Here is a 23459-nt window from a genome sequence, read left to right on the forward strand (position 1 = left end):
CCCCTACGCAGGTTCTCTGTTCTCACGCAAGATAGTGGGTGGGTCCATGGCTCCGAACATGCCGGCGTAGCTGGTGTGCCATGCAATGCAGCTGGCGGTTGCTGAGCGTCAACCGCCCCCTGAGCTGAGCACTCGCTCGGATCTGGGCAGCCAATACGCGAGCGCGAGTTACAGATCGTTGCGGGGCAAAATGACATGCTGCACAGTATGAACCGCAAAGGTAACTGCTGGGAAACTCAAGGTAATCGCCACTGATCCCTCCACCCGCCGCGACATCCCCAAGTTCTGCATTTTCCTGGTCATGAATTGATCGAGCAGCAGGAAGACACTGGCACCTGTTTGGACTGGATTCGCAAGAAGCTCGATTAACCCGCCGAACAGCTGATCCGAATCCACTTGCGCGCACTGCGCGCCAAGCGGATCGACAACATCAGCGCCGAGCAACTGAAGCCCAGAATCGAGCCTTGCCACAGCCCACTCGGACCGCTGGCGGTGCCGAACCAGTCGGTCAGGCCGAGGGCGTAACCCACCGGCAAGCCGATCCCCCAATAGGCGAACAGCGTCAGGACCATCGTCACCCGAGTGTCCTGATACCCGCGCAAGGCCCCGTCCGCCGTCACCTGAATCGCATCCGAGAACTGGTACAACGCCGAGTAGATAATCAGCATCGACGCGGCCTGAATCACCTTAGGGTCAGTGGTGTAAATCGTCGCGATGTGCTCACGCAGCAACAACATCATGCTGGCGGAGACACAGGCATAGATCAGTGCAGAGCCCATGCCGACACCGGCGGCAAAGCGCGCTTCACGGGGTGCTTCACGGCCCAGCGCCTGACCGACCCGCACGGTCACGGCCATCCCCAACGAGTAGGGAATCATGAACACCAGCGAGCTGAAGTTCAGAGCGATCTGGTGCCCGGCGACCACGGTGGCGCCGAGGCTGCCGATCAGTAGGGCGATTACCGCGGAAATGCTCGACTCAGCAAACACTGCGATACCGATTGGCAGGCCGATGTTCAGCAGGCGCTTGATCACCGTCCACTGGGGGAAATCGAACGGGCTGAACAGTTGACTCGACTGATACGCCGGCGCCCAACGGGTCCAGCCCGCCATGCCGAGCATCATCATCCACATCACGATCGCCGTGGCCCAGCCACAACCAACACCGCCCATGGCCGGTACACCGAAATGGCCGTAGATGAAGATGTAGTTGAGCGGAATATTCAGCGCTAGCCCGCACAAACCCAGCACCATGCTCGGGCGAGTACGGCCCATGCCATCGCTGAAGCAGCGCAGTACATGGTAGAGCGCAGCCGCTGGCAACCCGGTGGCGATACCGCGCAGGTACTCCATGCAAGGGCCGATCAATTCGGGGGCGACCTTCATGACATGCAGTACCGGCTCGGCACTGAACAGGATCAGCGTCGCCATCAGTCCGACCACCAACGCCAGCCATAATGCCTGGCGTACAACAGGGCCAATCTCGCCATGAGTGCCCGCGCCAAAGCGTTGTGCGACTTTCGGCGTCGTCGCCGATAGCGTACCGGTCATCAGCAGGAACACCGGCACCCAGATTGAGTTACCCAGCGCCACAGCCGCCAGATCCCGCGGCCCGACGCGACCCGCCATTACCGCATCGACGAAACCCATGGCGGTGGTCGCCAACTGCGCGATCATGATCGGCAAGGCCAGGCCGAGCAAATTACGCAGCTCGAGACGAACCCGGGCAGGGCGGTTGAGGGCAGTTGCAGCGGGATGATCAGTCACGGAATTCAAGGGCGAAACGTCCAGTTTTTTAAGGCGCACGGCGGCGCATTCTATGCCTTGAAGTAATGGTTAGGTGTAACGAACTGCAATCCAACGCGGCCGACCAGCATTAATTGCAAGTGAGTTGACATTCGAACGGCTCCCCAATGGGAGCAGTATTCGAGTCCAGGTGGAGCAAAAAATGCTGAGCTCGGCGAGGGGCGCGGGAAAATGTACCGTGTCTGGCTCAGGCAAGATGGCATGTGTCCTCACCTGCCTGAAGCCCATCACAAAGCGAACCCCTTGGGATATTCGCCACATTGTAAAGAGGACTGATGGTAGGTCAGGCGCAGCAAGCAATCTTCAGATGTATCATCTCAATTGTCGGAGAAATAAAAGTATACCGAATATGAGGCCGTGTAACCGGGCTTCGAAAGATGCCTTTGTAGAGGCTTGAGCCGTGTGCGTTGAAAGGCGCTGACATACAGCATCTCTTGAACTTGCTACCGCTTGCGCACGGACATAGATCGTCTTCGAGCATGACCCTGTCGTAATTGTCATCAAGCCAGAGGTTGCGACTCAGATGGTAGGCCAACGCCGTGAGCACGTGACTCAAAGAGATTTTCTCAATAACGGTTACCCGCATACGGATGTAACTCAATAGCCGCAGAGGCGTAGAGGCGTAGAGGCGTAGAGGCGTAGAGGCGTAGACAGGATTGTAGTGGTGCCACTATGGTTTTTCAGGCGCTCGATGACACTACTGAACGCCTCGTTGCAAATGCACTCACCCCAATACTCAGGAATGAGGCTAGGGCGGCAAGCAGCATCGCCTCAGACATTCCTTTAGAAAAAGCCGCCGTGTCTGTATGGGCAATCATCGCGCCGAAAATCGCCACCCCCACAACTCCGCCAAGCTGTCGTGCAGAGGCCATCAACCCAGAGGCGATGCCGGCATCGTGCTGGCTCACAGATGAAAGCATCGAGTTCGTTATGGAAGGAACGGAAATCGCACTTCCGATCCCCACCAACATCAGCGCTCCATTAAGCAGCCATGGAGAGCTTTGCGGTGAAATTTGCGACAGCGCTAAAAAGCCAATGATCAGGACGGAAAAGCCTGTGGTGATGATTCGATTGGCGCTTACGCGCTTAGCGATACGCGATGACGCCATCGTGGAAACAGTAAGCACTGCCGTGAGCGGAATGAATGATAGCCCTGTGAGGAATGAATCATAGTGCAAGAAAGTCTGGAAATAGATGCTGAAGATAAATACTGTACCGTAGAACGTAAAGTTAATTACGGCTCCAGCAAGTGACATGGTACCCAGAATTTTGTTGGTGGCTAATCTGGGCGGCAACATCGGGTCTTTGATCCACCGCTCAATCATTACAAATAAAACTGCGAAAACGATGGCGACGGCTATCGCGCAAAGGGTCTCAACCGTCCAACCCTGCGCGCTCGACTCCGTTAACGCATAGGTCAATGTCGCCAGGGATACTGCGATACTGCCTTGCCCAAGGAGATCAATTTTTTTATTGATACGTGGAGAGGCCGGTGCAAAGTGCAGGATCAAACCAATCGCCAGTAACCCGACCGGAATATTGATCATAAATACGCTCCGCCAACCGAAATATTCAATCATCAAGCCGCCTACGACCGGCCCAGCTGCCATGGCGATGCCCCCGCATGCCCCCCACATGGCCACCGCTGATTTTCTTTGATCAGGATCCTCGAATGACAATCGAATCAGTGTCAGAGAGGTGGGAACCAGAAACGCTGCCCCCGCCCCTTGGAGAATCCGCATGATAATCAAGGTGGTCAGGTTGCTAGCCAGGCCGCAGCCGATGGACGCCAGAGTGAAGAGAGCGAACCCTGAAGCGAGGGCTGTCTTGGTACCAAATTTATCTCCGCAAGCCCCTCCGAGAATAAGCAACGCAGAAAAAACCAGGGCATAGCTATTAATAACCCACTCAAGACCCGTAAGGTCGGCATTAAAGGCAGCCTTCAGCGATCCCAGGCCGACGTTGACGACGCTTACATCAAGCTGTACCAGGAAAAAGCCAAGGCAGCAGGCCACTTGAATTGCGAGCAGTGAAGACGATTTTTTCGGCATCTGGGATTTAGCACTGAAAAATGATCAACCGAGCCTATCCGTTGACTCTGTATGCGTAAATACTAAAATACTCCGACTATCCATGCGAAATTGCATAGTTTATGAATTGGGAAGACTTACGCGTTTTTCTTGCTATCGCCAAAGCCGGGACGTTGTCAGGCGCCGCGCGGATCTTGAACATCGACCAAGCCACTGTGAGCCGACGTCTGACGTCGCTGGAAAGCGATCTGAAGGTACGTTTGATAGACCGATTGCCGCGCGAGTCGCGCCTTACCGCGATTGGCCAGGAGGTTCTCGCAAAGGTTGTTGATCTCGAGGCCAATGCCTTTGCAGTTGAGCGTATGTGTCTGACGTCCCGTGCGGACGAGCGCTCGAAAGTGACCATCACCACGCCACCTATTCTGGCCAGACATTTTTTTGCGCCCAATCTCCACAACTTGTCCCAACGCCACCCGCTAGTCCAACTGACCGTTCTTAGTGAGCCTCATTTCGTGTCGTTGTCCCGGCGTTTTTCAAGGTACTTGTCGCGTCAACCGTCCTACTATGCCGCTCTTTTCTCGGCCTGCTGCTCCCGATCCGGGTTCAGCATCACCGTGCCGATCGGTTCCCAGTTACGCGTCCGACCTGACCAGCGCTCCGGGGTTTTCTCCTTGGCTCGTTTGTACAGCTCATGGCGCTGCGCCAGGATCTGATGGTCCAGTCCTCGATGCCGCTCAGCCGGTGTGACGAAGCGGATGCGGCTATGCCGGTGCTCGTTGTTGTACCAACGCATGAAATCCCTCACCCAGGCCCGTGCGGCGTCCAAACTGGCAAAACCATTCACTGGCCATTGCGGGCAATATTTCAGCGTTCTAAACAGCGACTCCGAGTAGGGATTATCATTGCTCACACGCGGGCGACCGCGGGACGGCGTGATGCCCAGGTCGTACATCTTGCTCAACAGCGTCACCGATTTCATCGGCGCTCCGTTGTCCGAGTGCAGTACCAGCGGCTCGCGTAAACACTGCTCGCTGATCACGCTGTGCTGCAGCAGGGCCGCCGCCTTTTCGCCGCTTTCTTCTTCGTAAACCTCCCACCCCACCGCCTTGCGGCTATAAATGTCTTCGATCAAATACAGGTAGTAATACTTGCCGCGTATCGGCGACGCCATATACGTGATGTCCCAGGACCACACCTGGTTAGGCGCGTTGGCGGCATGCGTCGTCGGAGCCGCGTGCCGTCTGGGCCGCTGGCTACGGCCACGGTGCTGCTGCTGGCCTGCCGCACGCAGGACGCGATAAAACGTGGACTCCGACGCCAGATAACGCGCCTCGTCAGCCAGACGCGGAACGATCTGACTCGGCGGCAGATGGGCGTATGCCGGGCTATTGCACAGCGTCACGATGGCTTGCCGTTCGATCTCGCTCAAGGCATTACGCGGCGTAGGCCGCACGGTAGTCGTGCGGGCATCGGCTTGAACATCTTCAGTCTCGGTCCAGCGCTGCAAGGTCCTGAGCGAGAGCCCGATTTCCTGACACGCCCTGTTTTTTCGGGCCCCGGCCATGATCGCTTCGATCAACCAGGCCACCAGTAACTGCCGTTGCGGCAAAGAGGTTAGCTGTCCTCGTTGTCGATCCCCCAGTAGTCGTTGAGCTTTTTTCGCAGCACCAACAACGCGGCGGTTTCAGCCAGCGCCTTGTCTTTGCGGCGTAGTTCTCGCTCAAGTTCCTGGATACGTTTCTTGTCCTTGCGAGACTGTTCGCGGTCAACCTTTTGTTGGTTCTGAACGCCCTGCTGCCCCGTGATACAGGCTTGACGCCAAGCGCTGACGTGTTCGGGGTACAGACCTTTTCGTCGGCAATACTCACCCAGTTCGAGCTGCGACAGACCGGCGGTTTCGAGGACTACAGCGAACCGGGCTTCAGCAGACCAGGTCTGCGGGAGTGACTTGTCTTCAGGCACTGTGCTTCCTTCAGAACTGACCTTCTTGCGCCAGTTGGACAAAGACATTTCGCTGACTCCTTCGCGGCGGGAAACCTCGGCCATCGATAGGTTCAGCGGGGGAAGCAGCATCTTGAGTAATGCGGCTTTGCGTTCAGATGAATAGTACGGCACGAACAGTCTCTTTCCGCCCCCGATATGCTTTTTCAGGAAAAACCGGAGAGGCGACAACTATCCTGACACCGGGGGGCACAGAGGTGGAGCGATCATGTTAGCGACCCGCGTCGACCACGTTGTTGGGCATCTGAGGGCCAAGGCATTGGTGAGGACGTTATGCGATTTAGCTGGATGTCGAAGGAAGCCTTATAGCTTGCGAATCTGGTGGCAACAGCACCATGAGGGATTGGAAGATAAACCCAATCGGAAATGGGCGGCGTATTTTGAAGGTGCCACACCCCGGCCAAGCTTGCTAAAAGATATGTACGCGGACTATCCCTCGCTCAAAGCGCTGTTTGATAATCCCCTGTGGTTAGCTCTGTCCGACGATGCCGGGAAGAGACAGGATTGGGATTGCCTCGCCGAAGACATACGAGTAGGTGGCCAACCCTTGGGCGCGTTCGACAGTAGTACTTCGTCCCTGTTGTTTAGCCGGGTGGATTGGCCTTGTTTGGGTTTGATGATTATCTTGCTCAGGACGCGGTCGAACAGGTTTGCGCTGCACCGAAAATGGTTGCAGATGAATTTCAGTCATTTCTTCTACTTGGCATGCCTGCAAGCACCGTTGCGGGATTTCTATGCTGAGTTGTACAGCCTGCTGAACAGCCTGCTATCGCGGGATTTTGATCTGTATGCATTCAAAAGCTGGCCAGGCACTGTCGAAGAGTTTAAGGACCAACTTGAGGTCTATTACTATTTACTCGACGGTATCAAGGCGCTCAATTGGCTGGATGACGTTGAAGCGCAACGTGCATTGCTGCTGTGGATTCTGATTGAGGTCGATTCTGGGCTCATGACTTACATCGCTGTGGTGCGTGGGCGTTGGCCTCTCCAATGGCCACTTAAGCTAAGGCGGATATGGCTGCGACAAAGCAAGCTTTGGAAGGGGATGCCTATTGCGTTAGACGGTTATCAGTTACCAGCTCCGCTCTGAGAAAGCACGCTCAATGCTGACGCTGCCCCCGGTGTCAGGATAGTTGTCGCCTCTCCGGTTTTTCCTGAAAAAGCATATCGGGGGCGGAAAGAGACTGTTCGTGCCGTACTATTCATCTGAACGCAAAGCCGCATTACTCAAGATGCTGCTTCCCCCGCTGAACCTATCGATGGCCGAGGTTTCCCGCCGCGAAGGAGTCAGCGAAATGTCTTTGTCCAACTGGCGCAAGAAGGTCAGTTCTGAAGGAAGCACAGTGCCTGAAGACAAGTCACTCCCGCAGACCTGGTCTGCTGAAGCCCGGTTCGCTGTAGTCCTCGAAACCGCCGGTCTGTCGCAGCTCGAACTGGGTGAGTATTGCCGACGAAAAGGTCTGTACCCCGAACACGTCAGCGCTTGGCGTCAAGCCTGTATCACGGGGCAGCAGGGCGTTCAGAACCAACAAAAGGTTGACCGCGAACAGTCTCGCAAGGACAAGAAACGTATCCAGGAACTTGAGCGAGAACTACGCCGCAAAGACAAGGCGCTGGCTGAAACCGCCGCGTTGTTGGTGCTGCGAAAAAAGCTCAACGACTACTGGGGGATCGACAACGAGGACAGCTAACCTCTTTGCCGCAACGGCAGTTACTGGTGGCCTGGTTGATCGAAGCGATCATGGCCGGGGCCCGAAAAAACAGGGCGTGTCAGGAAATCGGGCTCTCGCTCAGGACCTTGCAGCGCTGGACCGAGACTGAAGATGTTCAAGCCGATGCCCGCACGACTACCGTGCGGCCTACGCCGCGTAATGCCTTGAGCGAGATCGAACGGCAAGCCATCGTGACGCTGTGCAATAGCCCGGCATACGCCCATCTGCCGCCGAGTCAGATCGTTCCGCGTCTGGCTGACGAGGCGCGTTATCTGGCGTCGGAGTCCACGTTTTATCGCGTCCTGCGTGCGGCAGGCCAGCAGCAGCACCGTGGCCGTAGCCAGCGGCCCAGACGGCACGCGGCTCCGACGACGCATGCCGCCAACGCGCCCAACCAGGTGTGGTCCTGGGACATCACGTATATGGCGTCGCCGATACGCGGCAAGTATTACTACCTGTATTTGATCGAAGACATTTATAGCCGCAAGGCGGTGGGGTGGGAGGTTTACGAAGAAGAAAGCGGCGAAAAGGCGGCGGCCCTGCTGCAGCACAGCGTGATCAGCGAGCAGTGTTTACGCGAGCCGCTGGTACTGCACTCGGACAACGGAGCGCCGATGAAATCGGTGACGCTGTTGAGCAAGATGTACGACCTGGGCATCACGCCGTCCCGCGGTCGCCCGCGTGTGAGCAATGATAATCCCTACTCGGAGTCGCTGTTTAGAACGCTGAAATATTGCCCGCAATGGCCAGTGAATGGTTTTGCCAGTTTGGACGCCGCACGGGCCTGGGTGAGGGATTTCATGCGTTGGTACAACAACGAGCACCGGCATAGCCGCATCCGCTTCGTCACACCGGCTGAGCGGCATCGAGGACTGGACCATCAGATCCTGGCGCAGCGCCATGAGCTGTACAAACGAGCCAAGGAGAAAACCCCGGAGCGCTGGTCAGGTCGGACGCGTAACTGGGAACCGATCGGCACGGTGATGCTGAACCCGGATCGGGAGCAGCAGGCCGAGAAAAGAGCGGCATAGTAGGACGGTTGACGCGACAAGTACCTTGAAAAACGCCGATCCAGCCAACGTCCAATATCCAAAACAGGCGCTCGGCCGTATGTAGTAGAACTACAAGTTCATAAAATTTATGGTGACCATGAACCACGGTTTTAGCTTGGTATGACAGTGTTGGTATTGAGCGCGAAGAGACCGCTTGAGGCGGTACTGGTGCCCCATGAGGTGCCGTTAATGTGAGCAAACAGGAGTTTTTATGCCTATCTTAGACGCTACCAGGGAATTCCCAAAAAAGTCTCACTACGGCAAGCACTCCGTGTACTTTCCCTCTCAGAAAAACCAAACACAGATCGTGTGCGATAGCACACTGGAAGCCGATTATTGCGTTCTACTGGAGTTTGAGCCCACGGTGGAGCGCTACCAATCTCGACCTAGCATCTTCAAAATCAGCGTCGACGAACGAATCCACGATTACACCCCCCACTTCCTGGTAGAAACTACCGAGCTGGTTTACTACACCGAAATAAAACTTGACTTCACCAAACTTTCCGCCCGAGGCAACGCTAAATTAAAGGCCGCCAGTTGCTACTTTAATCAGCTGGGTCGCTCATTAAAATTCGCCGATGAGAACACCATTCGTCGAGGTGAGTACCTGCGGAACTTAAAATATCTGTACTTGCACTCTTTCAACGTTGGGGCAGATGAGCGCGGCGACTGCGCGAGGCAATTAGAGGCACTCACCTTTCCGATCCGGCTGGGGAATCTGTTGGCGAAACAGAACGGTCCCAGCACTCGCTCCATTTACAAAGCGATATTCGACCAGGTCCTAATATTCGATTTGCGTCAACGACTGACAATCAATACGCAACTAGAGGTCCGCAACGATGGACATCAGTATTCCGAAAGTCGGTGCTCAATACACGCTGGATAATCAGGTGTATGAAATCATCTCAATTGTCGACGATAGCATTTCACTGTGTTCACTAGTTCATCATTACCACCGCTACCTTGACGTCAACCTATTTGCATCGATGGAGCAGCGCGGCGTCTTAGTACAACATCAACAGGCAGCCACTGACTTGAGTGAGGCCGCGCAATTGATGTCATTACCCCCTACGCAACGGGCACATTTAAACTACCGCCACTACTACGTCGAAGCCTATGACAAGTCATCCCATAGTCGGTTATCAAAAGCGGCGACCCTCGAACTGATTGGCCACGTGGCCAAAAAAATTGACGATCATCATCCGCCCAGCATTTCGACGGTGTGGCGCTGGACTCACAAGTACCGCATGAGTAATCGAAATCCCTTTTCGATACTCAAACGCTACGCCCCAAAGCGCCAAAAGCGTATTCTTCACAACACGGAGGAACTCATAACCCATTATATACAGACATCTTACCTGCAGCGAGAATGCCCGAGCGTTATGCATGTATATAAACTACTGAAGTCCCAAATGACGGTGGAGAACAAAGAGCGGCGTAAAAGTGGATCCTTAACCGTCGAAATACCTTCATACGCAACATTCAGGCGGCGAATTCTAGCTTTGGACCGTTTTTTGGTCACCCTAAAGCGTTATGGATTAAAAGCTGCGCAGCGCATTCATAAATTTGGAGGGCACTTGTATGTGGACAATGATCTATATGGCAACAACCACTTCGACTCCCAGAGAATGGATGTCAACATTATCGATCAGCAAGGTAACTGTATTGGTCGCCCTAGTCTGTCGGCATTTTTGAGTCCTGCGTGGCGCGGGTGCTCAGGCCACGACATCGACATAGGGTCACCCTGTGCAGAAAAAACCATGCGTGCCGTGATCCGCGCCATTATAAAGCACGGGAAATTTGCGAGTATCACTACCGATCATGGAAAAGAAATATTCAATAACTGGACACAAAACACATTCAATACGCTTGGTATCATAATCGACTACGTTCCTGTCGGGGATCCCGATGCCAAGGCGTTTATTGAGCGTTTTTTCGGTACTGTTAACACAAGTTTTTGCCACAACCTGCCTGGTACCACGAAAAGCAACCCCACAGCGCTTGGTGATTACCCATCTGAGGAACGCGCCTGCATGACACTCGACGACCTGCGGAGTGCATTCGACACTTGGCTTGAGGTCTACCACAACACGTGGCATTCAGGCTTAGGTACCAGTCCTGCAAAGAAACGTGAAGAATTGGAAGAATTGTCTCCTCCGCCAGAACGTTACTCCCTAGAAGATCTGCAACAACTGTGTCTCAGCGTCTGGCGGTTGAGGATCTCCAGAGGGAAAGTGACATGCAAGAAACTGTTTTGGACCGGACCCGGACTTCCCGAAATCGCTCAAAGGCTGAAAGCCAACCAGACAGCCATTGTTTATTTCAACCCTTGCGACCTTGGCATGGTTTGGGTTGCCCATCCCGATACACCCAAAGAGTGGCATCCGGCCGATGCGACTCGTAGTGACTACCAGAATGGCTTGACCCTTACAGATCATGAACAGGTCGTGCAAGCATTCAAAGATGAAAAAAGGAAGTTTGATATAACCCAAGCCTGCCAGAAAATGTACGAACTAAACCAGATGATCGAATCATTCAAACGCAAATCACGCAAAAAACATTCCAAAAAAAAACAGTCACGATCGTCACAATTATCAACACCGCCCAGCGGATCGCCAAGCATACTTGACTCGACGGACTACCCCACCTTCCGCATCAAGGGTGATCCACATGAATAAGGATGCGCAAGCCAAACTGTTGCAGTTCAAGGCATTTACTATCGCACATCCGCAATTTCGAGAGGCGCTGGATACCATTCACCGGTCGATACAAGCCACCCAACTCCGAGGAGAACCAAGCTGCTCGTTATTACTCGGTGCCCCTGGCACGGGCAAGACACGTGTGTGCCAACAACTAACGGGCGAATTTGGGCCACGAACGATTATACGTACAGAAGGAGGAATACAGGATATCTATCCTTCGATTTATTGCGGAATCCCTAACAACGTAACGATCAAGGGTGTGGTCATTGCTCTGCTACAACGATTTGAGACCTACAACCTATACCAGCCGATGGCGTCTCTGGAACATCGCCTGATGAACTTATTAAAGAACTGCCAAACAAAACTCATCATACTGGATGAATGGCAACACCTGTTACGCCGCGGGGCTGCACGAACACAGGAAACAGTCTGCGATTGGGTTAAGGTACTCACCGATATATTTTCGGGCGAAGTCGTGTTAGCGGGCACACCGGAGTGCGAGCTTATTATAAAAAGCCACCAAGCCTTGGCTGGCCGCTTCCCTTACTTGGCGCATCTTCACCCTTTTACCTTGAGTTCGCCTGAAGACTACAACGACTTCGTGCGGCTGATCAGAGCTTTTTCCCAGGAAATAGTTAAGACAATGGAGTTCAAGGAGATCCCCCCCTTAACGGACGAAAAGCTGATTTTGTCTTTGTATTCCATAACCGGTGGAAACATGCGTTCCATTCGAATCCTGTTATACGAAACGTTGAGTGACGCCTTGGAGCGGAACGATAAAAACCTACTGGTATCCGACTTTGAGGCTGCTGTCGAACGCATAATTTTAAGCACACGCCTGACCAATACCAACCCGTTTAACATGACACTCAGCCAGCTTCGAAAAACCCTATATAAATAGGTATCAATCATGTTTCGCTTGAACTACACCCCATTACCCCTACCCAACGAGAGCGCTGTCAGCATGTTATTGCGCTGCGCCACTATCAACGGATACAAAAGCCTTAAACTCCTTAATCGCGCCTTTGAACTGGAGCTAAATGATAATGTTGCGCGACTTTGGCAAGGATGCGCCACTCACCGTCTCCTCACACAACACTCCGCAATAACGCCTGAGGACAAGGCCCAGATAGACAACGCTTTTCATCAATTGACACATGAAAGAGGAAGGAACTTCATGAACATCCACGGGGTGACATTTCCCGCGTCGATCTTGAGACAGGAATTGGCCCTCTGCCCAACTTGCATCCGCACCGGATGCCTCAACCGAATGCATATCTACCGTTGGTCAGACGTTTGTCCTCTACACGGTGAGAGCTTTCTCCAACGTTGCCCGCAGTGCAGTAGTCCGTTTCAGTGGTTAAAGCTTGACGATTTTTATTGCCCATGCGGTTTCGATTTGCGCACGGCACCCACGACTCTACAAGAAAACCACTCCAGCAAAATCATTGATCGCGCCATGTCAGAGAATAATAATGACTTTTTCTCATTGCTCATGGCGTGCATGAACGCACTTCGGTATCTGTCGACAACCGACAATCGCGCCATGCTTTTAGATGTCTGCGTTAATATTGCTGATGGAAAAAAATCGTCTTTTTTTGAGGAAATGTTCAAATTACAGAAAAAAATGCCTTCTCTGCACCGCCGCGCCTTGGTCGCGCCCTTTATCCTGAGTCAGCATCCGATCCTCAGCGGATATGGTATGGAATATTACTTTGTCACACAACAATCAAAACCTACAGGACATCCGGTTGATTGTAGCTGTGGGAATTTATTATTCACCGACAAGGAACTTGAATTTGTGTTTGCAACCAAAGAAAATGTCACCCAGTTAAAGTTAGATAAACGCTGCATCACCGCCCACAATCGGACAATCTTCCAAACGACCTTGTACAACTGCCCTGACATGTGCGCCTCGCTAATCAACCATAACGCCATCACCTGGGATGATAAAGATAAAATTACAATAAAACCATCACCATCAAAGCTGCTCAACGTCAACGAGGCAGCAGAAGTCTTGCACACCAGCACTGCCAGAATCCGTAAACTTGAACGAGCAGGGCTATTAAAATCAGTCGTACTGCATAATATGGAAGGATTATTCACAACTCTACCCTTGATCAAAGAATTCAATGATAGGTATATATTGAAATCAGAAATCCGCTCGAGAACCACACTAAAACCTGCTGTAGTCAATTACTTCCTATCTCAAACTTCCCCTTTAAAAATAGGTGGTGCGCCTTATGCTGCTGACCTTCCAGTTTGCCGGCGAGACAGCCTACCTAAGGAGTTACTGCGCGCAATGAATGACATCGCAACCAATATTATTCAGCACCCACTTGGACCAAACAGTCTGATTACGTTTTCTGAGGCGGCCAAGCAACTCAACGTCAATGTTAAAGACATAAAACCTATGTTGGAATTGGGAATTCTTAGAGTTGCGCATACGACAAAACCGAATGGTACCGTCGGACGAGATTTCTGCACCGGCAATAGTTTGGAAGAAGCGCTCATATGGCGCGCCAGCCATTCCTCCTTGTCTGAAGTTTCCATTAAAGCCAAGTGCAACCAACATCTGATCCACTCGAGATACATTACCAGTGGTTTCGCTGACTTCATCGAACTAACCTGCAACAAATTTGTTACTACAGATACTTCAAAAAAAATTGTAGCTCACTACAAAAAATTTACTACACTTCATTATTTTGCAAATGAAGCGGGATGCACTATCAAAGCAATCTCAAAACTAATATTGAATGAAAAAATACACGCACTACCCAGCGACGACCCGAACTACATAACTGGACAAATCGTCTTTAATCGAACTCAAGCAAAACAAGCATTGTCCGAATTTTATACAGTGCAACCTCGAACCATTCGAATCGCTGCAAAGGACACTCATTACATTTGACGGTGCCAACCATTTCAGACAATCATGGCAACTCACCCGCTCCAACCAACAATATATTACTCAAACGCAACTATCACAAACTTAAAGCACACTCTTGAATTGACGTAGCCTGACACCCAACCGGCCATCTTCAATGCATTTACAGAAAGCAGCTAACGCTAAGCGCCCGTTATTTGATCTCGATTAAGCGAATAATAACTGCATCGAATTTTAACTTCCCCCTTCTCTTCAGGCACATTTTCGGCTTTATAGGATTTTATAGCAACTGACTATCATCGAGCTATCCAAAGCGGAAATCTCTCATACCAACGTGCGCACCACAAATAAAGCGATCGAATTCTTCCCGTCTCGATCATGATTGCACTCTTACTTTAAATCCTCCCCGCCCATAACTTCCGACCTCACGCGCCGAACGCCAAAGTCTCCACGCACCTGCGTGCAGTCTCAACTCAAACGATCGAAACGCTCGCCGATTTCATTTGAAACGGAAAAAAAATTTACTTCAGGTGGGAAAATTCTCGCCAACCTATTGATTTGCCGTAACCTTCGATTCTAACCATACTGAGAATTCATGCCTGCACACGGCCGTTGACTGTTTTCCCATGCGCAAACTTTTGTACCTGACCTTCTCCATGGCGTTGATCGCCGCTCTCACGACCTACGCGATGTGGGCCGCGGACCGTCCGGTGGGTCATTACCTGTCGGACCTGCGCATCAGTCTCGCGGTCGATCAGGGCGCCCCCGCCGATCGCGGCAACCTGCTGGGTATCCAGCCCGAGTTGTTCCCCACCGACTATCAAAGCCCCGAACGCCTGCACCGCAAGCTCGCGGCTTACTTGCAGAAGGCTCAGGATCAGGGCCTGCTGAACGAAAAAACCATCGTCGTACTGCCTGAACATGTCGGCACCTGGCTGATGATCAGCGGCGAAAAAGATGAGTTGTACCAGGCCACTACGCTCAAGGAAGCCATGAACTGGCTGGCGGTGAGCAACCCGTTGCAGTTCATCAGCGCCCTGATCAGTGCCGAGGGCGGCAACCGTCTCGACGATGCGCACTTGCGGATGAAAGCCAAGAAAATGGCCAGGGATTACCAGGCGCTGTTCGGCGGCTTGGCGAAAGAATTCCGCATTACTCTGGTGGCCGGTTCCATCGTGTTGCCCGAGCCGAGCGTCAGCGATGGCACCCTGAAAATTGGCTGCGGTGCCCTGTACAACAGCAGCGTAGTGTTCGGTCGCGACGGTTTGCCGATCGGCCAGCCGCAGCGGCAAATGCACCCGACTTTCGCTGGGCACGACACTGTCCAAGCCCATTCCGAACACGCGATCAACGTCGTCGATACACCGGCCGGACGCCTGGGCGTGCTGATCGGCAGAGACAGTTGGTACCCCGACAACTATCGCAAACTCGACGATCAAGGCGCGCAACTGGTGGCGGTCCCGGCGTTCGTCGTCGGGCGCGGGTCCTGGGATCAACCGTGGCCCGGCTACAAAGGCCAGTCCACACCGAACTCTGTGAGCCTCAAGGCTGGCGAACTCAGTGAAGGTCAGGCCTGGCATCGGTTGACGCTGATCGCCCAACCATCCGGTAGCCAAGCCATCGCCGGCATGAGCGTGTTCCTGCGCGGTCAGTTCTGGGACAAGGGCAGCGCCGGTCAAAGCTTCCTCAGCAGCAACGGGCAACAATTCGCCGACGGCGATGCCCGGGGCGCGCGTTTGCTGAACCTCTGGCTGTAACGATGAAACCGCAGCCGATGCGCCTCGGGGATTTGTCGGTGGGCTTCGTCCATAGCCTGGCCGACGCCGTGCGCAGCCATGGCCTGGACCCACAACCACTGCTCGAACAATACGGCCTCGATGCCGCACGGCTGGCCGAGGCAGGTGCCCGCCTCTCGATCCCGCGCTACATGCGCTTGGGTCACGGCGCCATTCAACTGACCGACGACCCGGCACTGGGTTTGCGCATGGGCCGGCTCAGTCGCCTGAGCCAGGCCGGCCTGGCCGGAGTCACCGCCGCCCAGGCCCCCACCGTTCGGGAAGCGGCGCGCTGCCTGATTCGCTTCGAAGCGCTGTATGGCTCCAACTATCGCGGCCAGTCGAGCTTTCATGAAGACGCCCAAGGCGCCTGGCTGCGGTTCTATTCCATCAGCCCCTACAACGCCTACAACCGCTTCGTGGTGGATTCGATCATCGCCGGCTGGTTGCGGCAATTATCCAGCGTAAGCCCTGCCCCGCTACGCGCTGAACGGATCGAGATCGAGTTTGAAGCGCCGGATTACCGCGAGGCGTACGCCGTGCTGGGGGATTGTCCGATTCAGTTTGGCGCCGAACAGAATCAACTGCGCCTGAGCCTGGACAGCCTCGCCCAGCGCAACCCGGAACACTGCCCGAGCACCTGGCGGCACCTGCTGCAACTGTGTGAACGGGAACTGGAACAACTGACACGCACCCGCAGCCTGCGTGAACGCATCACTCAGTTACTGGGGCCGTTGCTCAATGGTGGTCGGGAACCCGACCTGGAAGAAGTGGCGGCACGCCTGAAGCTGCCAACCTGGACCTTGCGCCGCAAACTCGCCGAGGAAGGCACGCAATTTCGTACAATTCTCAACGACACACGCCGCGACCTCGCCATGACCTACATCCGCGACACCGAACTGGCGTTCGGAGAAATCGCCTACCTGCTGGGGTTTGCCTCTGCCGAAGCTTTCCAGCGGGCCTTCAAACGCTGGAACGGCCAGACCCCCGGCGAGTTTCGCCGCAGTCATCGCCAATCCGCGTAACGTTTACAACTCGGTAGCGTCTTCGGCCGGTTCCAGCGGGTCCAGTTCAAACGCCTGATACTCGAGCAGTTCTTCTTGATAATCGTCCATTATTAAACCCCCATCGCTTGGTGAAAAAATCGTCTGAATAAATGACCAGCGCTCCGAGCATAAAGTGTCTGCATGAAAGAAAAATGACACGGGCATGACACTACGTTGCTACTGAATAAACGTAGCAGGTGGTCAGGAATTTATCGCAGATTTTTTTCGATACGAGCTGTAGGAATACGGCTCGATTTGATGTGGATCAATCTTGGAAGGTGTTACGGGATCGGAGACATCTGACCCGATCCCGTAACACCGGCCGATTACTGCCCGGAGACAGGCATGGCCGAAATCGGCTCGCTCGGAGGGGGCATGGTGCTTGAGTCTGCCGGTGGCGTCACCGTTTCTGTGGACGAAGCCGGCTGGCTGCCCTGCTCTGGAGTGATCGGCGCCGTTTCAGCAGGTGGTGCAACGGGCTCCGAACTGGCTGGAGCGGTTTCGGCTGGTGCAGGTTCGGCTGCCGGCGCTGGAGCAGGTTCTGCCGCCGGGGTCGGAGTCGGCGCCAACTGAGCCGGCGCAGCCTTGGCTTCAGGCACACCCAGGTCGGTCTTCGGCTTCTCGGTGATGTGCGCGGCCTTCTTCGCTTCCGGCGGCAGGAACAACTCGACCAGGGCAAAGAAACGTTCGTAGAACTTGGCCGAGGACACGGTTTCACTGGCGACCTTGACCATCGAGTCGTCGGATGAGCCGATCGGCATCGATACCGAGCCCAACACGCCGACACCGAGGCTGGCGGAGTTGTTGGTCTTTTTCAGCGCATAACGGTCCTGCAAGGCGTTGGCGAACATCGTCGCGTGATGCCCTTCGCTACCGTCATCGGCACAGACCACGCTGAAGCTGATCTCCATGTGAGTCTCGCCAGTCTGCTGGAAGCTCTTGTGTCCACTGACCAGCTTTGGATCGCTGCTAGTGATGATGTAACCCTGACTGAGCAAAGCCCGACGGGCGGCCTCGCAGGTCTGCTTATCGGTCACCGGGTAATTGCGCGAAAACGTTCCGGAGTCGTCGAAGTTCTCATGCTCGTAGATGGCGGCTTTCTTCGATGAACAACCGGCAGCGACGGCCAGCACCACGGCCAGCCCCACAACCCGCATGGGAATTGATCTAAACATTGAACATCCTGAGGAAAACGGTTCGGGGCGTATTGTGCAACAGATCGATGCTTAGCGTCGCACCGTTTAGTGTCTTGAAACAGTTACAAGTCTACTGACTGTCATTGACAGGAAAAAGTCCGTTCGGATGGAGATCAAAAGATCGCAGCCTGCGGCAGCTCCTACATGGAATCGCGTACATCAGTAGGAGCTGCCGAAGGCTGCGATCTTTCGATCTTCGCCCATAAAAAACCCCGGCCGTCTGGCCAGGGTTTTTATGTTGCAGGACACTCAGTCAAGCATCAGAAACGCTTGATCTCAGCCTCGCTTTCCAACAGTTTGCGGTAGGCCGCAAAATCTTGCTGGCCAATGCGCGAGGCGAGGAAGCGACGGTATTGAACCTTCTCTTCTTCGGTCGGCGCCGCGGCTTCGTTCACACCGTTCAGACGCACGATCACCAGGCTACCATCGGCCAGGGTCACGCTGCTGAAGGTCGGCTTGTCTTTGGAGACAGGCTTGGGCATGCGGAACAGCGCTTGCAGCACAGTTGGGTCGACCCCTTCCTGAGCGCGAGTCGCGGCTTCGGTGACTTTCCAGCTCTGGCCATCGATTGCCTTGTCCAGAGCGGTCTTACCGTCGCGCAGGCTGACGATCAGTTGATCAGCCTTGGTCTTGGCGGCAGCACTGGCGTGCTCCTTGGTCAGCTGCGCACGGATGCTGGCAGCCACGCTTTCCAGCGGCAGTTGCTCAGGCTTGCGGTGTTCCTTGGCGCGCAGCACGATCACGGTTTCCGGGTCCAGCTCGATGGCGGTGCTGTTGGCACCCTCATCCAGCACTTCAGGACTGAACGCAGCGGTCACCACGGCACGGTTGGCCGCAATACCCTCGCCACCTTCCCGGCCGAATGCCGCGGACGTGTGGACAGTCAGCTTCAAGTCTTGTGCTGGCTGGGCCAGATCGGAGGCTTCGAACGACGAGTCTTCCAATTGCTTGGTCGCCTCGACGAAACGCTGCTCGACCTGCTGGGCTTTCAGCTCGCGGGTCAGCTTGTCTTTCAGGCTGGCAAACGTTGGCACTTCAGGGGCTTCAACGCCCAACAGCTTGATCAGGTGGAAACCGAAGTCGGTACGAACCGGCTCCGAAACCTGATCCTTGGCCAACGAATACAGGGCTTTTTCAAACGCTGGATCGTAGACGCCCGGACCTGCAAAACCGAGGTCACCGCCATTGTTCGCCGAGCCTGGATCCTGGGAGAATTCCTTGGCCAGGACCTCGAATTTCTCGCCTTTGGCCAGACGCGCCTGCACTTCTTCGATTTTGGCCTTGGCTTGCGCCTCGGTCACCTTATCGTTCACTTCGACCAGAATATGCGCAGCCCGGCGTTGCTCGGACAGGTTCGCGGTTTCTTTCTGATACGCCGCTTGCAGGTCTTCGTCCTTGACGCTGACCTGATCAAAGAAGGACGCCTTCTTCAATTCGAGGTAGTCGATGACCACCTGATCCGGCGTCATGAATTCCTTGGCGTGTTCGTCGTAGTAGGCTTTGACTTCGTCGTCAGTCAGTTTCACCGCTGCAGGATCTGCCTTGACGTTCAAGGTGGCGAAATCGCGGGTCTGTTTTTCCAGACGGGCGAAGGCCAGAACCTGTGCATCGGTGACAAAGCCGCTACCGGCCAAGCCAGCGCGTAGCTGACCGATCAGCATTTCCTGAGCCAGCATCTGGCGGAATTGCAGACGGCTATAGCCGAGTTGACGGATCACCTGATCGAAGCGATCGGCGTTGAACTTGCCGTCCACCTGGAATTCAGGCGTTTGCAGGATCACCTGGTCCAAAGCCGCTTCGGAGAAAGCGAATTTCGATTTTTCTGCGCCTTGCAGCAGCAGTTTGCGATCGATCAGGCCTTTGAGGGCCGACTCGCGCAGCATTTTTTCGTCGAGCAAGGAAGCATCGAAATCCTTGCCAAGCTGTTGCATGAGCTGACGGCGTTGCATATCAACCGCCTGGTTCAGCTCGTTTTGACTGATTTCTTCACCATTGACCTTGGCCGCATCCTGGCTGTTGGTCGTCGCCTGGAAAATGGCCTCGATACCGGTGAAAGCCATCAGTACAACGATGATCCCGATAATGGTCTTGGCAATCCAGCCTTGTGAATTGTCCCTGATATTCTGCAGCATGCGTCCCCCAGAAACGGTTGAACTTCAAAATTAGGCAACCGTGGAGCGTGGGTAGAATCCGGATAGAAGAAAGGCGCATCCGAGGATGCGCCTTCTCGTAACTGGCGGAGCGGACGGGACTCGAACCCGCGACCCCCGGCGTGACAGGCCGGTATTCTAACCGACTGAACTACCGCTCCGCTGCCAAGTCAGGAATGACCCCGACCCGGATAGGCAAAAACCTGAATCGAACTTAGTTGACAGCTTCTTTCAGTGCCTTACCGGCTTTGAAACCTGGTTTTTTGGCGGCGGCGATTTCCAGCGTCTTACCGGTCTGTGGGTTACGACCGATGCGAGCTGGACGATCAGTTACGGAGAAGGTACCGAAACCAACCAGAACAACAGAGTCGCCAGCCTTGAGAGCGCCAGTGACGGATTCGATTACAGCGTCCAGCGCACGGCCAGCAGCAGCTTTCGGGATATCAGCGGATGCAGCGATAGCATCAATCAGTTCCGACTTGTTCACTCTAAGTCCCCTTATATCTATTTGAGTTTGATTCTAAGTTTTTTGGTGAAAGCAAAAAAACGAGTGCTGAATGGCCTACAGACACTTAAGAGCCGCTTTATAACAAGGGCTCTAAAAAACTGTCAACAAGCCCCCCAGGCATATGCGTACTAATGCGTGCTAATTCTTTCCTTAGAGTCAGTCTCGCGCTTTTCATCCTTTGCAACGATCTCCGGAACCACATCCGGCAAGGGCTCCGGCGCGTATTGCAGCGCAATTTGCAGGACCTCGTCAATCCATTTAACTGGTTTAATCTGCAGATCTTGCTTGATATTGTCAGGAATTTCCTTCAGATCGCGTACGTTCTCTTCAGGAATGATCACCGTCTTGATTCCACCACGGTGAGCAGCCAACAGTTTTTCTTTCAAACCACCAATTGCCAATACCTGACCACGCAAGGTGATTTCGCCGGTCATGGCAACATCTGCGCGTACAGGAATGCCAGTCAAAGCTGATACCAGGGCCGTGCACATGCCTACACCGGCGCTAGGGCCATCTTTCGGCGTTGCCCCTTCAGGCATATGGATATGCGTGTCGCGCTTCTCGTGGAAGTCCAGAGGAATCCCCAGGCTCTTCGCACGGCTGCGGACAACAGTCAGGGCTGCGGTGATCGATTCGACCATCACGTCACCCAGAGAACCGGTCTTGATCAGTTGGCCTTTACCCGGTACGACCGCGGCTTCGATGGTCAGCAATTCGCCGCCCACCTGAGTCCATGCCAAGCCTGTGACTTGGCCGATCTGATCCTGCGACTCAGCCAGACCGTAACGGAATTTACGCACGCCCAGGAAGTGCTCGAGCATGTCGGCAGTGACCTTCACCGAGAAGCGTTTTTCCATCGCATGCTCTTTGACAGCCTTGCGGCAAACCTTGGCAATCTGGCGCTCCAGCCCACGCACACCGGCTTCGCGGGTGTAGTAGCGGATAATGTCGCGGATCGCTTCGGCGTCGAACTCCAGCTCGCCTTTCTTCAGACCGTTGGCTGTAATCTGCTTCGGCGAAAGGTATTTGACGGCGATGTTGATCTTCTCGTCTTCGGTGTAACCCGGCAGACGAATCACTTCCATCCGATCCAGCAGCGCCGGCGGAATGTTCATGGAGTTGGAGGTGCACAGGAACATCACATCGGACAGGTCATAGTCGACTTCCAGATAGTGATCGTTGAAGTTGTGGTTCTGCTCGGGATCGAGCACTTCCAGCAACGCCGACGCCGGATCGCCACGCATATCGCTGCCCATTTTGTCGATTTCATCGAGCAGGAACAGCGGGTTGCGGACGCCCACCTTTGTCATCTTTTGAATCAATCTTCCTGGCATCGAACCGATATAAGTCCGGCGATGACCACGAATTTCCGCCTCATCGCGCACACCACCGAGGGCCATGCGGACGAATTTGCGGTTGGTGGCGTGAGCGATCGACTCCGCCAGAGAGGTTTTACCCACCCCAGGAGGACCGACCAGGCACAGCACCGGACCACGAATCTTCTTCACGCGCTTCTGCACGGCGAGGTATTCGAGGATCCGCTCTTTGACTTCTTCCAGACCATAGTGGTCGGCATCGAGAATGTCTTCGGCACGGGCGAGGTCCAGGCGCACCTTGCTCTGAGCCTTCCACGGCACTTGCACCAGCCAGTCGATATACGAACGCACCACCGTCGCTTCCGCGGACATTGGCGACATTTGCTTGAGCTTGTTCAGTTCGGCCTGAGCCTTGGCCAGCGCGTCTTTCGGCAGACCGGCGGCATCGATACGCTTTTTCAGCTCTTCGATTTCGTTGTGGCCTTCGTCGCTATCGCCCAGCTCTTTCTGAATGGCTTTCATCTGCTCATTCAGGTAGTACTCGCGCTGGCTGCGCTCCATTTGCTTTTTAACGCGGCCGCGAATGCGTTTTTCGACTTGCAGCAGATCGATCTCGGCATCCAGCAACGCCAGAACGTGCTCGACCCGGGCCGACAAATCGATAATTTCGAGGATTTCCTGTTTCTGCTCGATCTTCAAGGCCATGTGCGCGGCCATGGTGTCGACCAGGCGGCCTGGCTCGTCGATGCTGTTCAGCGACGACAGGACTTCAGCAGGGACTTTCTTGCCCAGCTGCACATATTGTTCGAACTGAGCCAGCAGGCTGCGGACAAACACTTCCGACTCGCGCTCAGGCGCGTCGGCTTCGTCGATCAGCGAAACTTCGGCACGGCAGTGGCCGTCGACTTCGCTGAAGCGCTCCACGGCGCCCCGCTGCTCGCCTTCGACAAGAACCTTGACCGTGCCGTCAGGCAGCTTGAGCAGCTGCAGAACGGTAGCGATAGTGCCTACGCGATAAAGTGCTTCTTCACCGGGATCGTCGTCAGCAGGATTTCGCTGAGCCAGCAGAAGGATCTGCTTGTCGCCCGTCATCGCTGCCTCGAGGGCTTCGATGGATTTCTCGCGCCCCACGAACAGCGGGATAACCATGTGCGGATAAACCACGACATCACGCAATGGCAGGAGAGGCAATTCGATGGTTGTCTTCATGATTTCGCCTCTACGGCGGCCATAAGGCCGTAAACAGATGGAAGTAAGCTTGAAACCAAGATGGGGGCTG

At 54.5% G+C, this 23459-nt stretch carries 17 protein-coding genes, 1 tRNA gene and 3 pseudogenes; 11 read left to right on the forward strand and 10 right to left on the reverse strand.

The window, feature by feature from the left end; all coding sequences use genetic code 11:
• Positions 1-16: 16 nt before the first annotated feature.
• Together ACYZT2_RS19035 and ACYZT2_RS19040 are read left to right on the forward strand one after the other, a co-directional pair.
• A pseudogene (locus tag ACYZT2_RS19035) lies at positions 17-234 on the forward strand (DDE-type integrase/transposase/recombinase); the annotation flags it as partial.
• A pseudogene (locus ACYZT2_RS19040) lies at positions 230-369 on the forward strand (sulfurtransferase TusA family protein); the annotation flags it as partial. The pseudogenes ACYZT2_RS19035 and ACYZT2_RS19040, both read left to right, overlap by 5 nt.
• On the opposite strand, the gene ACYZT2_RS19045 reads toward ACYZT2_RS19040, so the two are convergent.
• The 3 genes from ACYZT2_RS19045 to ACYZT2_RS19055 all read right to left on the reverse strand — a co-directional run bounded on the left by ACYZT2_RS19045 (position 366) and on the right by ACYZT2_RS19055 (position 3856).
• Complete coding sequence (locus ACYZT2_RS19045; protein WP_461966400.1) at positions 366-1775, reverse strand: MATE family efflux transporter; 1410 nt, start codon at positions 1773-1775, stop codon at positions 366-368. The pseudogene ACYZT2_RS19040 and the gene ACYZT2_RS19045 sit on opposite strands and share 4 nt — an antisense overlap.
• Positions 1776-2088: 313 nt before the next feature.
• The gene (locus tag ACYZT2_RS19050) at positions 2089-2391 is read right to left on the reverse strand and encodes a YecA family protein (protein WP_461966402.1); all 303 of its coding nucleotides are present in this window, start codon (positions 2389-2391) and stop codon (positions 2089-2091) included.
• A 94-nt stretch (positions 2392-2485) separates the two neighbouring features.
• Positions 2486-3856: an MFS transporter gene (locus ACYZT2_RS19055; RefSeq protein WP_461966404.1), complete on the reverse strand. Its 1371-nt coding sequence runs from the start codon at positions 3854-3856 to the stop codon at positions 2486-2488.
• 101 nt (positions 3857-3957) lie between these two features.
• Between ACYZT2_RS19055 and ACYZT2_RS19060 the strand changes: the two are divergent.
• Positions 3958-4083: pseudogene (locus ACYZT2_RS19060) on the forward strand (LysR family transcriptional regulator); the annotation flags it as partial.
• Between the two features lie 314 nt (positions 4084-4397).
• Here ACYZT2_RS19060 and ACYZT2_RS19065 read toward each other — a convergent pair.
• Positions 4398-5950 (reverse strand): IS3 family transposase gene (locus tag ACYZT2_RS19065; protein ID WP_461966318.1). Its coding sequence is split into 2 segments (ribosomal slippage): positions 4398-5488 and positions 5488-5950, totalling 1554 coding nucleotides; the frame shifts between segments, so codons are not numbered across the junction.
• A gap of 196 nt (positions 5951-6146) precedes the next feature.
• Between ACYZT2_RS19065 and ACYZT2_RS19070 the strand changes: the two genes are divergently transcribed.
• The 8 genes from ACYZT2_RS19070 to ACYZT2_RS19105 all read left to right on the forward strand — a co-directional run bounded on the left by ACYZT2_RS19070 (position 6147) and on the right by ACYZT2_RS19105 (position 16989).
• Positions 6147-6926 carry a hypothetical protein gene (locus ACYZT2_RS19070; RefSeq protein WP_461966406.1) on the forward strand — a complete coding sequence of 260 codons (780 nt, stop codon included), beginning with the start codon at positions 6147-6149 and terminating at the stop codon, positions 6924-6926.
• Positions 6927-7026: 100 nt separating this feature from the next.
• Positions 7027-8579 (forward strand): IS3 family transposase gene (locus ACYZT2_RS19075; protein WP_461966318.1). Its coding sequence is split into 2 segments (ribosomal slippage): positions 7027-7489 and positions 7489-8579, totalling 1554 coding nucleotides; the frame shifts between segments, so codons are not numbered across the junction.
• A gap of 232 nt (positions 8580-8811) precedes the next feature.
• A complete protein-coding gene (locus tag ACYZT2_RS19080; protein ID WP_461966408.1) occupies positions 8812-9486 on the forward strand; it encodes a hypothetical protein in 675 nt (224 codons plus the stop codon).
• The gene (locus tag ACYZT2_RS19085; RefSeq protein ID WP_461966410.1) at positions 9440-11278 is read left to right on the forward strand and encodes a hypothetical protein; all 1839 of its coding nucleotides are present in this window, start codon (positions 9440-9442) and stop codon (positions 11276-11278) included. The genes ACYZT2_RS19080 and ACYZT2_RS19085 overlap by 47 nt, the downstream gene beginning before the upstream one ends.
• Positions 11271-12203: a TniB family NTP-binding protein gene (locus ACYZT2_RS19090; RefSeq protein WP_461966412.1), complete on the forward strand. Its 933-nt coding sequence runs from the start codon at positions 11271-11273 to the stop codon at positions 12201-12203. The genes ACYZT2_RS19085 and ACYZT2_RS19090 overlap by 8 nt, the downstream gene beginning before the upstream one ends.
• Before the next feature lie 9 nt (positions 12204-12212).
• Positions 12213-14213 (forward strand): hypothetical protein, encoded by a 2001-nt coding sequence (locus ACYZT2_RS19095; RefSeq protein WP_461966414.1) that lies wholly within the window; start codon positions 12213-12215, stop codon positions 14211-14213.
• A 602-nt stretch (positions 14214-14815) separates the two neighbouring features.
• On the forward strand, positions 14816-15946 hold the full coding sequence (locus tag ACYZT2_RS19100; protein ID WP_461966416.1) for a nitrilase-related carbon-nitrogen hydrolase: 1131 nt from the start codon (positions 14816-14818) through the stop codon (positions 15944-15946).
• A 2-nt stretch (positions 15947-15948) separates the two neighbouring features.
• Positions 15949-16989, forward strand: a complete 1041-nt coding sequence (locus tag ACYZT2_RS19105; RefSeq protein WP_461966418.1) for an AraC family transcriptional regulator — start codon at positions 15949-15951, stop codon at positions 16987-16989.
• A gap of 3 nt (positions 16990-16992) precedes the next feature.
• Here the strand turns inward: ACYZT2_RS19105 and ACYZT2_RS19110 are convergent, their stop codons facing one another.
• From ACYZT2_RS19110 to lon, 6 genes are all read right to left on the reverse strand, one after another.
• The gene (locus ACYZT2_RS19110; RefSeq protein ID WP_461966420.1) at positions 16993-17175 is read right to left on the reverse strand and encodes a hypothetical protein; all 183 of its coding nucleotides are present in this window, start codon (positions 17173-17175) and stop codon (positions 16993-16995) included.
• A gap of 161 nt (positions 17176-17336) precedes the next feature.
• Positions 17337-18185 (reverse strand): DUF2242 domain-containing protein, encoded by an 849-nt coding sequence (locus tag ACYZT2_RS19115; RefSeq protein ID WP_461966422.1) that lies wholly within the window; start codon positions 18183-18185, stop codon positions 17337-17339.
• Positions 18186-18466: 281 nt separating this feature from the next.
• Entirely contained in the window at positions 18467-20338 is a 1872-nt protein-coding gene (locus tag ACYZT2_RS19120; RefSeq protein ID WP_461966424.1) for a SurA N-terminal domain-containing protein, read from the reverse strand.
• Positions 20339-20440: 102 nt separating this feature from the next.
• A tRNA-Asp gene (locus ACYZT2_RS19125) sits at positions 20441-20517 on the reverse strand.
• Positions 20518-20570: 53 nt separating this feature from the next.
• A complete protein-coding gene (locus ACYZT2_RS19130; RefSeq protein WP_002552737.1) occupies positions 20571-20843 on the reverse strand; it encodes an HU family DNA-binding protein in 273 nt (90 codons plus the stop codon).
• Positions 20844-20992: 149 nt separating this feature from the next.
• On the reverse strand, positions 20993-23389 hold the full coding sequence (gene lon, locus ACYZT2_RS19135) for an endopeptidase La (RefSeq protein ID WP_253544804.1): 2397 nt from the start codon (positions 23387-23389) through the stop codon (positions 20993-20995).
• Positions 23390-23459: the final 70 nt, after the last annotated feature.

The organism is Pseudomonas sp. MDT1-85, from assembly GCF_054898065.1.

Excerpts from the sequence above, each read along its gene's own strand:
- ACYZT2_RS19050 (WP_461966402.1), bottom strand. The coding sequence starts at position 2,391 with ATGCGGGTAACCGTTATTGAGAAAATCTCTTTGAGTCACGTGCTCACG.
- ACYZT2_RS19055 (WP_461966404.1), bottom strand. The coding sequence starts at position 3,856 with ATGCCGAAAAAATCGTCTTCACTGCTCGCAATTCAAGTGGCCTGCTGC.
- ACYZT2_RS19080 (WP_461966408.1), top strand. The coding sequence starts at position 8,812 with ATGCCTATCTTAGACGCTACCAGGGAATTCCCAAAAAAGTCTCACTAC.
- ACYZT2_RS19085 (WP_461966410.1), top strand. The coding sequence starts at position 9,440 with ATGGACATCAGTATTCCGAAAGTCGGTGCTCAATACACGCTGGATAAT.
- ACYZT2_RS19090 (WP_461966412.1), top strand. The coding sequence starts at position 11,271 with ATGAATAAGGATGCGCAAGCCAAACTGTTGCAGTTCAAGGCATTTACT.
- ACYZT2_RS19095 (WP_461966414.1), top strand. The coding sequence starts at position 12,213 with ATGTTTCGCTTGAACTACACCCCATTACCCCTACCCAACGAGAGCGCT.
- ACYZT2_RS19100 (WP_461966416.1), top strand. The coding sequence starts at position 14,816 with ATGCGCAAACTTTTGTACCTGACCTTCTCCATGGCGTTGATCGCCGCT.
- ACYZT2_RS19105 (WP_461966418.1), top strand. The coding sequence starts at position 15,949 with ATGAAACCGCAGCCGATGCGCCTCGGGGATTTGTCGGTGGGCTTCGTC.
- ACYZT2_RS19110 (WP_461966420.1), bottom strand. The coding sequence starts at position 17,175 with ATGCCCGTGTCATTTTTCTTTCATGCAGACACTTTATGCTCGGAGCGC.
- ACYZT2_RS19115 (WP_461966422.1), bottom strand. The coding sequence starts at position 18,185 with ATGTTTAGATCAATTCCCATGCGGGTTGTGGGGCTGGCCGTGGTGCTG.
- ACYZT2_RS19120 (WP_461966424.1), bottom strand. The coding sequence starts at position 20,338 with ATGCTGCAGAATATCAGGGACAATTCACAAGGCTGGATTGCCAAGACC.
- lon (WP_253544804.1), bottom strand. The coding sequence starts at position 23,389 with ATGAAGACAACCATCGAATTGCCTCTCCTGCCATTGCGTGATGTCGTG.